Raw genomic sequence first — 13,794 nt, 5'->3', positions numbered from 1 at the left:
CTTTCCGATAACCCGCTCATTCTCTTTCATTAAGAAGAGGATGAGCTTTTTTATGTAGATTTTTATACAATAACTTCTTATAACATCAGTTTTAGAATATAATTAGATGGGTGAAAGAGATGGTTACTTGATTTAATTTCACAAAACATGAAAACGATAAACTTGGAATGACGTATAGATAAATAGAATCGTTTTGTTTTAATCTATATATCGTCCTGATTAAAACAACTAAAGGTATGATGAAATTAATTCACTAGCTGTATATTTCAACAACTAAACTATACATATCGGGGGCTGTCAATTTGCGAACAAACACAAGGATTATTCTCAGTATTATTGGGCTCGAATTATTATTAATGGTCTTCTTTACAGCGAATGGAGCCTTTGTATCGATTACTTCTCCTGAGCGTCCTCTGCTTCAATTTATTGGAGTGATCCCGCTCGCACTTGGTATCCTCATCTATTTGCTTATGAGGAATAAGTGGGAACACTATTTCTTTACCTCCCCCTCTTCGGCTAAGAAGACTTTACTTTACTCCTTGCCGCTGCTTCTTGTACTTATCCTCATCGCTTACGGAAATCACGGACTGAACACCTCCTCTCTACCTGATCTTTTTATCATGCTTTTGATACAGATCCTAGTCATTGGTTTGGTAGAAGAAATGTTCTTTCGTGGCTTTATGCTCAGGCTGCTTCTCCCCAAAGGATTCCGTGTTGCCGTCTTTACGACGAGCTTTCTGTTTGCAATTACCCACTCTCTTCAGCTGATTGGCGGGCAGTCTCTCATTGATACCCTTTTTCAAATTGTTTATGCATTTATCGTCGGACTGGTCCTTTCCCTGCTTATAGTTCATCGGCAATCCATCGTCATTCCTATTCTTTTTCATGGACTAAATAACTTCCTTCAATTTATGGGGAATTCGATGGGTAATGCAAATGAACCTGCCGCTATAGATTACCTCATTATTGGAATTATGCTGGTGTACTCCGTATACTTATGGCGAAGTATGGATATCAAGACAAATAATGTATCTGACATACCTAATACTCGAAACATAAATGTGTAAAAGAAAAGCGTCCTCTGCAATAGGGACAGGTAGCTTTTCAAATATTAACTTCATGATATAAATATTTCATGGCATTTTTCGTCCTACAGAGTTAATCATTAACGGACCTAATCATTAACGAGCCTAATCATTCGTTAGGTTAACATGAATGATTTTATGGGTGAATAGTTTATACGTTTAATATAAAAAGCCCGCCATTTAGTGGCAGGCTCTTTCTGTTTTGACGGGTGCTGATAAAGAAATCGTAAGATGAAACACTTCTTTTATTGCAACACATAAATAATAAGCTAGATACCCTGCAACACCGCCAAGTGTGTTAAGCAAGAGATCATCAACATCAAAGTTCCCCATGGAGAGGATCAGCTGTAAACTTTCCAGGCATAAGCTCATTCCAAACGAACCAATGAGTACAACAATTCCCGAGCTTACCTTCTTTATTCCCATTGAAACTAAAAAACCAAACGGGATAAAGATAACAAAATTTCCTATTATGTTAACTACATTTCGTAAGTTAGGGTGAGCTGCCTGCCTTCTCAGTGTTCTAAATAGTTCAAGATTTGCCGTATCCAACCGATCTACAAGAGAGCCCGGGTCAATCAGAGTTTGATGAATTTTACTCAGTATGGGCCCTATCTCAATTGAACCAAACTTGAACAATATGACTTTAAATAAAAAACAAATATATAGCAGTAATAACATCCAGACGATGTATGTTCTGCTTTTTCTTTGTGTCGTCTCTGTTTGCATCTTAAATTCCTCCTGTCTCGTCATTCTCATTAACATTTTTCAAGAACTAATCAGACTAATCGCCAGTAAAATAAAACGGTTTATATAGTGCATGAAGTTACCTTACTCTACTGCCGAACGATTTACGCCTTATACGGCAGCATCGATAATTCATCAGTTAGACTCCACTTGGATAAGCAAAAAGCCTACATCTACACCAATTGTTTCTTCTGTTTTTTATGTTTATAGAATAGTAGAAACTTCTTAAATAAAGAGTAGGTTATAAATTAAATATTTCTTAAGTTTTTAGATTTATTCGTCATCAATTGGACTGTTACTAGATGAAATTCTTGCGCTTGGCAGTCCCCTCGGATTAGAGAACACGGTCACTATAGGAATTGTCAGCGGGCTAGATCGAAGCTTTGATATCTCCTATACATACAGTAATCTATATCAGATTTCTGATCCTATTACCCATGGTAACAGCGGCAGACCACTTATTAGCAGCGATACGGGAAAAGTCTTAGGTATCAATTCAGCCATCGCTGATGAGGATTCTACCATTGGATTTAGCATTCCAATTCCCAGCATCCTTCAGCAGGCTAGGGAATGGTCTAGAGCCCCTATGACAGAACTTCCTAATTTGCCGAACGTTGAGGATATTGATCCGGATAGTGACGTACAAAAAAAAGATAACCTCTAACTTATCAGAGGTTATCTTTTTCATTGTTATACACAATTTAAAGCAAAAAAAGTCGAGCGATGATCTGGGAAAAACCTGATCATCGCTCGACATCATTTTGATGAGTAATGAATGAAATGTCGTTAAATCGCTATATTATTCAACAGTTACACTCTTCGCAAGGTTACGTGGTTTATCCACATCAAGACCCAGAGCAAGAGATGCGTAGTAAGCAAGCAATTGAAGTGGAACAACAGCTAGTGTTGGAGTCAAGATTGGCAATGTTTTAGGAATTGCATAAGCTTGGTCTACGGATTTAAGAAGAGTTGCTACATTCTCTTCATGAGTAATAACCATAACATCCGCACCGCGTGCTTTCACTTCTTTGATGTTACTTACTGTTTTCTCAAGAACATCTTCTTGTGTAGCCAGAGCAATAACAGGAATACCTTCTTCGATCAAAGCAAGTGTTCCGTGTTTCAATTCTCCAGCTGCATAAGCTTCAGAGTGAATGTAAGAGATCTCTTTCAGTTTCAAGGAACCTTCCTGTGCTACAGCGTAGTCAACGCCGCGGCCGATGAAGAACAGGTTCTTGTGTGTAGAGATTTGCTCTGCATATTCTTTAATTGTGTCTGCTTGTTCAAGCATTTGCTCAACTTGCTCAGGCAGAGCTTGCATTGCTGCAATAATGTTTGCAATGGTCTCTTCTGTTTGTGTTCCGCGAACTTGTGCAAGATACAAGCTAAAGAGCGCAAATGCGATGAGCTGGGAGCTGTAAGCTTTGGTTGAAGCAACAGCAATTTCTGGACCTGCAAGTGTAGCAAGTACATCGTTCGCATCACGAGCAATAGAGCTTCCTACTACGTTAGTAATTGCAAGTACGTGTGCACCGTTTGCTTGAGCTTCACGAAGTGCAGCAAGCGTATCGGCAGTTTCACCAGATTGGCTGACAACAATTACGAGTGTATCAGAGTTCACGATTGGTGAACGGTAACGATACTCGGAAGCCACATCAGTTTCAACTGGAATACGTGCCAGTTGTTCAATCATGGTACGTCCTACAAGACCAGCATGGTATGCAGTTCCGCATGCAATGATTTGAATGTTTTTAATATTTTTAATTTGTTCTTCTGTCAAATTCAGATCAGGAAGAACAATCTTTTTATGATCTTCAGAGATACGGCCAAGCATGGTTTCACGGTATGCTTTTGGCTGTTCGTAAACTTCTTTCAACATAAAGTGAGCAAATCCGTTTTTCTCAGCTGTAACAGCGTCCCAATCGACACGAGTCATTTCCCGAGAAATAAAATTCCCTTCGATTGTCATCAATTCGACAGAATCCTTTGTCAGAACTGCCATCTCACCGTCATTCAGGATATACACATTACGAGTATATTCGAGAATAGCTGGAATGTCAGAGCCAATAAAGTTCTCGCCTTCACCAATACCAATGATCAGTGGGCTAGCTTGACGAACAGCAACCAATTTATCTGGCTCATACTCAGTAAGTACTCCAAGTGCAAAAGCACCACGCAGGTGTTTAATCGCTTTTTGTACTGCTTTTACGATATCGCCGTCGTATTCACGTGCAACCAAGTGAGAAATAACTTCTGTATCGGTTTCAGATGTAAAGTTGCATCCTTCAGCGATCAATTCATCTTTCAGTTCCAAGTAATTCTCAATAATTCCGTTATGAACTACAGAGAATTTCATGCTGTTATCTGTATGTGGATGAGAGTTCTCATCCGAAGGCTTACCATGGGTAGCCCAACGGGTATGTCCAATTCCTGCGTTACCTTGTAGCGGAGCACCTTCAAGCTTCGCTTCAAGATTAGCAAGACGACCAATTGACTTTTGAATTTGAAGACCGTTTGGAGTGAAAACAGCAATCCCCGCAGAATCATAACCACGGTACTCCAATTTTTTCAAACCTTCTACTAATACATTTTGCGTATTTTTAGTTCCGATATATCCAACGATTCCACACATAGGTAAATTCCTCCGATTTTAAATCATGCGAAGGAGTTGAATGCATAGTTTGCAAAAATAAGCATGAGGAAATAATTGTCTGATATGCGGGTGACAAACCCTTTACGGTAAATTTCACAGCTTTTATTAAGACCATGTCCTGAAATCATAGCACCTAGCTACTTTAGCTAATCCGTATTTTCTATAGCGCTTCATGTCACGATGAATGCATATCAACCTCATGTAGTATTATGCAAAGATGCTCTCCTCGTGCATGTCTAATTTAGTATTTTAGTTTAATCACCTATCGATTCGTTGTAAAAACAGTCACCTGTTTCTTTTCCGTACTCGAATTAGCGGTATGGTGGAATACCGGGAGGTCCCCGCCGAACAATCCGAACACCTCCACCTCGTCAACTTGCCCATCCGTCCAATTGTTATAGAGCAACTGGTTCCGTACGCTGGCACAAGTTCTGGCGCTTTTAAAACATGGTAACCTCACGATCCTCACTTTCTGTATCTGAATCACACAACTCATTATATGCATCTCATGTACGTTTTGCAATGGCGCTTTATACCTTACATCAATTTTCATCATTTATACCCATAAAAGAGAGCCTGGGAAACCGTTACTAGTCTCGCAGGCTCATTTTTAAGCTTATTGTTTTATACAGAAAGCTCTTTTTTCACGACAACTGCGATTTGTTCTACGAATTGTTCCAATTCGTCACGGTCTGGACCTTCTGCCATCACACGAATCAATGACTCGGTTCCAGATGCCCGCACGAGGACACGGCCGTTATCGCCAAGCTTGTTCTCTACTGCAACAATAGCTTCTTCTATGCCTTTATTTCCTTCAAACTTGCTCTTGTCTTCTACACGAACATTCACAAGAACCTGAGGATATTGTTTCATGATTGACTTAAGCTCGCTGAGTTTTTTGCCAGACTCTTTAAGTGTATTGACTAGCTGAATACCTGTCAGCATACCATCACCAGTCGTATTGTAATCAAGGAAGATTACATGTCCGGATTGTTCTCCGCCCAGGTTATATCCCCCACGGCGCATTTCTTCCATCACGTAACGGTCGCCGACTGCAGTTTTTGCCGTTTTAAGACCTAATTTTTCAGTTGCTTTATAGAATCCAATATTACTCATCACCGTGGACACGATGGTTCCGTCTTTTAATTTGCCTGCACGGTTCATTGCATCACCGCAAATACACAGAATAAAGTCACCGTCTACTTCTGCCCCTGTCTCATCAATAGCAATCAGACGGTCTGCATCTCCATCAAAAGCAAGTCCAAGGTCTGCACCATGACGCAGAACTTCTTCTTTTAGTTTTTCAGGATGTGTAGATCCGCAGTGATCATTGATATTAAGACCCGTTGGTTCCGCACCAATGATGATTACTTCAGCACCTAGGTCTGCAAACAGTTTTGGAGCAAGTTCATAAGCAGCACCATGTGCACAGTCGAGTACAATTTTCAGTCCGTCAAAACGAGATGAAACTGTTGTTTTCAAGTAATCAAGATATTCAAACTTCGCTTGATCATTAACGGTAAGCGCACCTAAATTACCCCCGATTGGACGTGGGAGTTCATCTTCATAAGCATCCATCAACTCTTCAATGCGATTCTCTGTCTCATCAGAAAGTTTAAAACCATCGCCACCAAAAAATTTGATGCCGTTATCTTGTACCGGATTATGAGAAGCTGAGATCATTACTCCCGCATCTGCTTTAAGAGTTCGCGTCAAATACGCTACTGCGGGCGTAGAAACGACACCAAGACGAATTACATCTGCTCCGATGGACAATAGTCCAGCGATTAGAGCTGATTCCAGCATGAGTCCTGAAATTCGAGTATCCATACCAATCACAACTTTTGGACGTTCTACTCCGCCAGCTAGTACATAACCTCCACAGCGGCCAATACTGTAGGCCATTTCTGCTGTTAATTCTTTATTGGCAACTCCACGAACTCCATCGGTACCAAAATATTTCCCCATTGTTTGTTTACCCCTCTTTTTTATATCATCTTTATCAAAAATTCGTTTTCATATCTGCTTACGGTGATGAAAAATTAGCTCCTGCTGAGCTATCGTTTTGTTCTGATTCGCTTTCCGTAGTTTCGTCATTGTTCCCATCAGAGGATCCCGTATCTGTATTTTCTTCTGATCCTTGATCTGGAGTTTCCACTTTGCTATCTTCATCCGGCTTTGTTTCAGGTTCGACCGGTGTTGTAGACGTTTCTTTCGAATCATCCTTCACCTGTACGGAAATTTTAAGATCCGCCGAAGAAGACTTAACCGTCACGTAATCAGGTGCTTCTACCTGTAACGCAACTACATGGTTACCTTCCTTGAGGTTTCTCGCGTCCGCAACAAGTTTAATATCACTAGCATCCACATTATCCAGCATATCCCTCGGACCCGAAACTGTTATATCTTTATTTGCACTTTGGGGACGAGTTATTGTCGCAGTAAAACTGCCCCCAGGTTCCTGAAGAGTAACGGGAACGTTTCGAATTAATTTCTCGCTAATCGACGATTCATCCGATGCAACAACAGTTACCGTAAGGACAACGGAGCTCGGCTCGATTTTCTCAAAACCAGAGGGCGGCGTCAAGTCCGCTTTAATTGTCTCTGTGCCGGCCTCTGTTAGAGCGCTAAGGTCCAAAGTCACTCCACTATAGGACTCTATCCCTACTATCGCTTCTTGGCTTCCAAACAACGTTACCTCACTCACATTTGAATCCACTTTGGCTAAAGTAAGCCCTTCGGGGAGCTGACCTTCATACTTAATTTTCAAAGGAACTTTAGCGAACTCCTCAGTTATCGGAATATCGACAGAGACTGCAGCTGGTTCAATAACCGCTCCTTCTATCTCTTTTCCTTCCAGATCATAAGCTGCTAACTTCACTTTTTTCTCAGTTACATTCTCAGTTGCCCCATCAATATTAACCGTGCCCTGAACTTTCCCGACAGCAGCAAGTTGACTAACCGGTAAGGTGACTTTTACAGGTTCATTTGGCGTAATAACTGGTGTGCCTGCTGCATATCCATCTGCCGGGGTTCCTGTGGTGACCACATTTACTTCGAAATTTTGGGACGATAATTCCTCAATCGTAACTGTTACGCTCGAAGGCTCCATAGACACAAATTCCACGCCTTTTGGAACCACATGACTAAGAGGAAGCGTCGTAGTACCCGGACTCACATTACTTAAATCCAGTCTTACTTTATATTCATCCGTGAATACAGAAGTGAGTACAGAGCGCTGACCTCTAACCTGCATTTCTACTTCCGTTTCACTCATGGATGTCAGTACATATTTAGACGAATCAATTCCATAGGCTTCAATTTTGACATTATCGATCGCACGAGGTTCTATAGAAGTGTTTGTTGTCGGTGTCGGTGTAACATCGTTCGAATGAACCATAGCCCATAACAAAAGACTGACAGCGAGCGCCAATATTTTGGCAAAATTGTTATTATTGAACCATTTATCCATTACTGACGTCCCCCCTTCCGTTTCCAGAACGGGTTACGTTTCTCTTTTAACGTAGAAGTTGGACGAAGTTCTTCATGTAATTTGGAAATGAGTGATTCCTCTTTAATATCTCTTACCACCTGACCATTAATCGCTAGAGAAATTTGACCTGTCTCTTCCGATACGACAATGGCGACAGCATCGGCAACTTCACTGACTCCAATGGCTGCCCTGTGACGTGTGCCAAGTTCCTTACTAATGAAAGGATTCTCTGATAAAGGTAAATAACAGGCTGCCGCTGCAATCTGTTTCCCTTGCAGAATAACAGCTCCGTCATGGAGCGGTGTATTCGGAATGAATATATTAATGAGCAGTTCCGAACTTAACACAGAATTCATTTTAATACCTGATTCCGTATATTCATTGAGCCCTGTTTCTCGTTCAAAGACAATTAAAGCTCCGATCTTGCGGCGAGAGCAGTAGTTTATGGCTTTAATTAATTCATTCGTAAACCTGCTAAACTCCTCATTATCTGCACTAATCCGATTAAACCATTTACCTCGTCCTAACTGCTCAAGTGCGCGGCGGAGCTCTGGTTGAAAGATGATGAATAGACCAACCACACTGAACGTAAAGAATTGGTTCATGAGCCACTTTAATGTGTAGAGATTAAACCAGGTACTGACAACCCAAATCACCACAAGTAAAAGTATCCCCTTCAGCAATTGCACAGCACGTGTACCCCGAACAAGCAGGATAATCTGGTATATAATGTAGCCTACAATTAATATATCTATAATGTCTTTAATGGACTCTTGCCATGTTAAGTCCGCAAAATAGTTCATCCTTTTGCCCCCGTTATCCCCTTGTAGAGTAAACGCTACACGCTATCTAAAGTTGTATTTATAGTATGTTCTTCTTTATATCTAGGTTATAACGTTAAAGTACAACTTGCAAGCGAGCAACCATCAAATTACCCATTTATTATAAATATGCCCTGTTCTATGAAAAAAAGAGCCCCTCGCAGTCGAGGTGCCCTGGTAATGTTTATAAAATATAGCTTAACAAATACCAATAAATACCTTCTTAGCGATATGCTACAACAGACATGATGTTTGTTACCTTATACCAAATCCAATCCAGTGCCTGGTCTATGCTCTTGATCTGCCCGGAAACATGTGCTGTAGAAGCTTGCATATTGTAAGATCCATCAATAACCGTAAGATTTCCTTCTACGTTACCATATATCTGAGCTGTTCCATTTTCCACGGTTAAATCGCCGTTTATAGACTTACCTTCTGGAATAATAACATTATTCCCTTCAATTACGATTTGATCCAGATCATTGCCTTTAACGATCAGCTGATCGCTCTGATCCCAGAAGCTAAGAGTACTGGACAACATAACTAACAAAAATACAGCAGCAGCAGTAAATGCAGGATGTCGCTTCACCCATTTCAGCCAAGGTTGCTGCTTCTTCGGTTGTGGTACAGCACTCATGATCCGATCAGTCAGCTCATCTGAAGCAGACGGGGAATAATGTTTCATAGCATATAGTAGCATATCCGTCTGTTCTAACTCTTTAAAAAGCATGCGGCAGTCAGGACACATCGATAAATGATTCTCGAGTCCCTTTTTCTGGGGCGTCGAAAGTTCATCATCTAAATATTCATGCATTAAAGAGGTGATTTCATTGCAATCCATATGAGCATATCCTTTCCTCAAGATCTATGAAGTCTCACGTCTATCCTAACTTGTTTGCGTAACTACGTATTAAACATAAGACTCATTTTCATGTTATACGCAGTGAGGATCAAGATCGTTTCATTAAATTTTAAAAATAACAAAACAACCTACAGTTTATATTCAAGTTTTTTACGTAAAAACTCACGACCCCTATGTACTCTTGTCTTGATGGTTGTTACCGGCATGTCCAATACTTCACTAATCTCCTGTAAAGAAAGATCCTGCAAATAGCGCAGTACCATAATGGATTTATACTTTGCTGGCAAAGTTTCAATGGCATCTCGGATAACCCGTTGTGTCTCTGATAACAAAGCTTCGCTTTCCGGAGTCCGATCATCACTTGGGAGCATGGCATAACCATCTGTGCCTTCCTGCTCACCGATTTCCGCATCAAGTGAATACGAAGGTTTTTTTCTTCTTAACCTATCGATACACAAGTTCGTAGCAATACGGTAGATCCATGTAGAAAACTTCTGTTCAGGATCATATTTCTCCATATTCCGGTATACCCGTAAAAAAGTTTCCTGTACAATATCTTCTGCTTCGTGCCGATTATTGAGCATACGATAAGCCAAATGAAATAATTTGTCTTTGTATAACTCAACAAGCTCAGCAAAAGCTCGCTGATCTCCCTTTAGTATGAGTTTGACCAACCTTTTTTCTAAATTGTCCACCATCTATTCCCCCAGACTTGCTGATGGGTCTTTCGTAACGCCCTATTTGGCTTACCTACATCATTCAAATCGTAATCGATGTACACCTAAAATGCAATCCATTTCATAGAAGAATCCATTAAAAATATCACAAAAAAAACGGGTTCTCTTTTACAAGATCCCCCGTTAATTAAAAAACCTATAGTCATGATTTCGTTTTGTTATCTAATGACTTATCAACCTGTATTTCGTAGTCCTGCAGCAATACCATTGATGGTTAACAACACTTCACGAAGCAGCTCCGCATCATCGCCGTCTTGCTCACGCAGTTCACGCAGCTCTGCAAGCAGTTGTACTTGGAGATAACTCAACGGATCAACATACGGATTACGCAAACGGATCGATTCTTGAATAACAGGTACGTTATCCAAAATTTCTTGTTGTCCCGTTACTTTAAGTAATAGGTCTTTGGTTAACTTATATTCTTCTTTAATAAGTCCCACAATCCGATTACGTACTTCTTCATCCTTAACCATATAAGTATACTGTTTGGAGATATTCATATCTGCTTTAGCTACTGCCATTTGTACTGTATCGATCAAGGTACTGAAGAAAGGATAGTTATTATACATATCTTGTAGAACCTTCAGGTTCTCTTCCTTACCTTGGTAGAAACTCTGTAGGCCCGTACCAGCTGCGTACCATGCCGGGAAGAGGTAGCGGCTCTGTGTCCATGCAAACACCCATGGAATCGCACGCAGGTCCTCAAAACGGTCACTATTCTTACGCTTAGATGGACGAGAACCGATATTTAATTCCCCAATCTCCGGTAAAGGAGTCGATTCTTTGAAGAAATTAAAGAAATCTTTGTCTCGGAAAATAAGATCTTGGTACTTTTCCAGTGAAACTTCGGAAATTTCCCTAATGATTTCTTTCCAGCCTGCTTCTTTTTCATCGACTTTCTCCGTACGAGCAGCGGTTGCTGATGTTAATAGTGCAGATGTAGCTTGCTCTAGACTGCGATAAGCAATACCTTTAAGTGAGTAACGAGAAGAGATAACCTCTCCTTGTTCAGTAATTTTAATACCTCCACCAATAGTATGAGACGGCTGAGCCAAGATACTACGATTTAATGTCATTCCTCCGCGTCCAAGAGCTCCTCCGCGTCCATGGAAGAATTTCAATTTCACTCCATAATCTTTACTCATCGCCGTAATATCATTCATCGCCACAAGCAGTTCCCAGTTCGCAGTAACTACTCCGCCATCTTTGTTACTGTCGGAGTATCCAAGCATAATTTCTTGTACGTCATTTCTCGCTTGGACACTTCTGCGATATACCGGTAAATCAAACAGACGTTTCATGATTTGCGGCGCAGCATGTAAGTCATCAATAGTCTCAAATAAAGGTACAGATTGAATGGAGCATACAACAGTGCCGTCTGGTTCAACACGATATAAGCCAACTTCTTTAGCCAGAACCATTACTTCGAGCAGATCACTTGCACCTCGTGTCATACTAATCAGATAACTATTTATGCAGTTCTTTCCGAACTCTTTTTGAGCCCGGTAGATGGTACGATACACTTCCAAGCATTCATGTGTATTCTCACTGTATTTAAAGTGAGATGATGTTAATGGACGCGGATCATTGAGCAAACCAGCAAGTAAATTAATTTTTTCTTCCTCACTGAGCGCTGAATAATCTTCCACAATATTCATATGAGCTAGAATTTCTATCATCGCATTTTCATGCTCTTGACTGTGCTGACGAATATCTAAAGTAGCAGTGTGGAATCCAAAAAGTTCTACTTGGCGGATCGTTTTCTTGATATACGTATCTGCAACATAGTCAGCATAATGATGACGCAAGCTACAATCGATCACTTTCAGATCACGAATTAATTCTTCTGGTGAGTCATACCGGTTCGGCTGACCCAATGTGCTCTCATCCAGAATATTACTTAGTTTAGTAATCATATAAGCAAGCTTAATACGGTAAGGTTCTTTCTCATTACGCCATATTTCTGATTTCTTAATGACAACATGTTTTCGATCTTCTTCGATCGAAGCGAGTAATTCTTCCGATACGTTTACGATATTAGTGCTAAAACTTAGAACCCCCATCAGTTCAATTAGAATACGTTTATATTCGCGTATAGCAAGCTTACGTTGTACTCGAAGTGTCTCCCAAGTTACATCAGAAGTTACCGATGGATTTCCATCACGGTCTCCACCAATCCAAGAGCCGAATTTCAGGTACGTTGGTACATGCCAGTGATTCTCTGGGTAATATTTATGCAAGCAGCGTTCTAGTTCTTCGTAAACATCCGGTAGTACATGGAATAAAGTTTCATGGAAATAGTACATTCCATTTCTTACTTCATCAAGCACAGTTGGTTTACGATCTCTCAGTTCGTCCGTTTGCCACAGGGTAATAACTTCGTTAAGTAATTTCTCCCGCAGCTGTTCACGTTCTCGGAGCGTTAGTATAGGATTATCTAATAGCATGACATCTTCTGATATACGTTTATGTATATCCAGAATAACACGACGCATGGCTTCCGTAGGATGCGCAGTCATAACAAGCTCAAGTGAAAGAGAACCTAGGATTTCTTCAACATCACTGTATTCAAACCCTTTTTCCTTCAAAGTCTTAACAGCCATTTCGATTGATCCTGGCTGCACAGTCTCTCCTGCAGATCTTTCGTAGTCACGTTTGCGACGAATTCGGTGGTTCTGTTCCGCAATGTTCACCAATTGAAAGTAAACTGCAAAGGCCCGTATCACTTGATGGCGTTTCTCAGAATCTAATTGCTTGATCATACTAAGGAATTCTTGATACAACTCTGGCGTATATTCGGCCCGTAAAGCCTTACTGGTTTCACGAATTTTTTCTACTACGTCTAGAAGTTCGTTACCTCCTTGATGAACGAGAACCTCCCCGAGTATATTACCAAGAAACCGCACATCCCGGCGCAACAAGTTGTTAGAATTGCTTTTGTTCGCGGTTACCATAATTTCTGTCATGCTTATCCTCCTATCTCCTGCTAATTACAAATTCTACGTAAAAAAAGACACCTTCATAACATAATACAATAAAAATCAGTGAAAATCTTTAGTTTTGTGATAGAAAATACAGGTTTTTTGTAACTTTTAATGTAAAATACTGCTTTTCTTGTCGTATTTCTAGAGTTTTTCTTGAAATATTCAACCAGTGGATAAGCTGAACTATTGCTTTTATATGTTAATCCATGTATCCAAAATTTATTTGCAATTGCATAAAAGCAAGTACAATCTAGTAACAAGCATACAACCAGTAATACACTTAATGATCCTTTAATAATATCTATATATACAAAAAAAAGCCTAGTTACTGAACCAGACTTTACGTTAAATGATTGGAGCGGGTGATGGGAATCGAACCCACGCTATCAGCTTGGAAGGCTGAAGTTCTACC

The 13,794-nt window shown here is 40.4% G+C and carries 10 protein-coding genes; 2 read left to right on the top strand and 8 right to left on the bottom strand.

Annotated features, from left to right (window positions below):
• Window positions 1–302 precede the first annotated feature (302 nt).
• The gene (locus GQY27_RS14630; protein WP_160035681.1) at window positions 303–1,067 is read left to right on the top strand and encodes a CPBP family intramembrane glutamic endopeptidase; all 765 of its coding nucleotides are present in this window, start codon (window positions 303–305) and stop codon (window positions 1,065–1,067) included.
• Between the two features lie 198 nt (window positions 1,068–1,265).
• Here the strand turns inward: GQY27_RS14630 and GQY27_RS14625 are convergent, their stop codons facing one another.
• Entirely contained in the window at window positions 1,266–1,814 is a 549-nt protein-coding gene (locus tag GQY27_RS14625; protein ID WP_160035679.1) for a VanZ family protein, read from the bottom strand.
• Window positions 1,815–2,103: 289 nt separating this feature from the next.
• Here GQY27_RS14625 and GQY27_RS22000 point away from each other — a divergent pair, with 289 nt between their 5' ends.
• Window positions 2,104–2,496 carry a S1C family serine protease gene (locus tag GQY27_RS22000; RefSeq protein WP_328803006.1) on the top strand — a complete coding sequence of 131 codons (393 nt, stop codon included), beginning with the start codon at window positions 2,104–2,106 and terminating at the stop codon, window positions 2,494–2,496.
• A 135-nt stretch (window positions 2,497–2,631) separates the two neighbouring features.
• Here GQY27_RS22000 and glmS read toward each other — a convergent pair whose 3' ends face one another.
• The 7 genes from glmS to ppc all read right to left on the bottom strand — a co-directional run bounded on the left by glmS (window position 2,632) and on the right by ppc (window position 13,364).
• Window positions 2,632–4,464, bottom strand: coding sequence for a glutamine--fructose-6-phosphate transaminase (isomerizing) (gene glmS / locus GQY27_RS14620; RefSeq protein WP_160035677.1), 1,833 nt, complete (start codon window positions 4,462–4,464; stop codon window positions 2,632–2,634).
• 645 nt (window positions 4,465–5,109) lie between these two features.
• The gene (gene glmM / locus GQY27_RS14615) at window positions 5,110–6,453 is read right to left on the bottom strand and encodes a phosphoglucosamine mutase (protein WP_160035675.1); all 1,344 of its coding nucleotides are present in this window, start codon (window positions 6,451–6,453) and stop codon (window positions 5,110–5,112) included.
• Between the two features lie 58 nt (window positions 6,454–6,511).
• The gene (locus tag GQY27_RS14610; protein ID WP_160035673.1) at window positions 6,512–7,957 is read right to left on the bottom strand and encodes a CdaR family protein; all 1,446 of its coding nucleotides are present in this window, start codon (window positions 7,955–7,957) and stop codon (window positions 6,512–6,514) included.
• Window positions 7,957–8,781, bottom strand: a complete 825-nt coding sequence (gene cdaA / locus GQY27_RS14605; protein ID WP_160035671.1) for a diadenylate cyclase CdaA — start codon at window positions 8,779–8,781, stop codon at window positions 7,957–7,959. Before cdaA ends, GQY27_RS14610 begins: the two co-directional genes overlap by 1 nt.
• 241 nt (window positions 8,782–9,022) lie before the next feature.
• A complete protein-coding gene (locus tag GQY27_RS14600) occupies window positions 9,023–9,640 on the bottom strand; it encodes a zf-HC2 domain-containing protein (protein ID WP_160035669.1) in 618 nt (205 codons plus the stop codon).
• A gap of 149 nt (window positions 9,641–9,789) precedes the next feature.
• A complete protein-coding gene (gene sigW, locus GQY27_RS14595; protein ID WP_201450734.1) occupies window positions 9,790–10,356 on the bottom strand; it encodes an RNA polymerase sigma factor SigW in 567 nt (188 codons plus the stop codon).
• Between the two features lie 215 nt (window positions 10,357–10,571).
• Window positions 10,572–13,364, bottom strand: coding sequence for a phosphoenolpyruvate carboxylase (gene ppc, locus GQY27_RS14590; RefSeq protein WP_160035665.1), 2,793 nt, complete (start codon window positions 13,362–13,364; stop codon window positions 10,572–10,574).
• Window positions 13,365–13,794 lie beyond the last annotated feature (430 nt).

It is taken from the genome of Paenibacillus sp. An7 (assembly GCF_009870785.1).
Taxonomy (GTDB): domain Bacteria; phylum Bacillota; class Bacilli; order Paenibacillales; family Paenibacillaceae; genus Paenibacillus.
The sequence above is the reverse complement of the archived record's forward strand: the minus strand, read 5'-3'. Positions and strand labels throughout refer to the sequence as shown.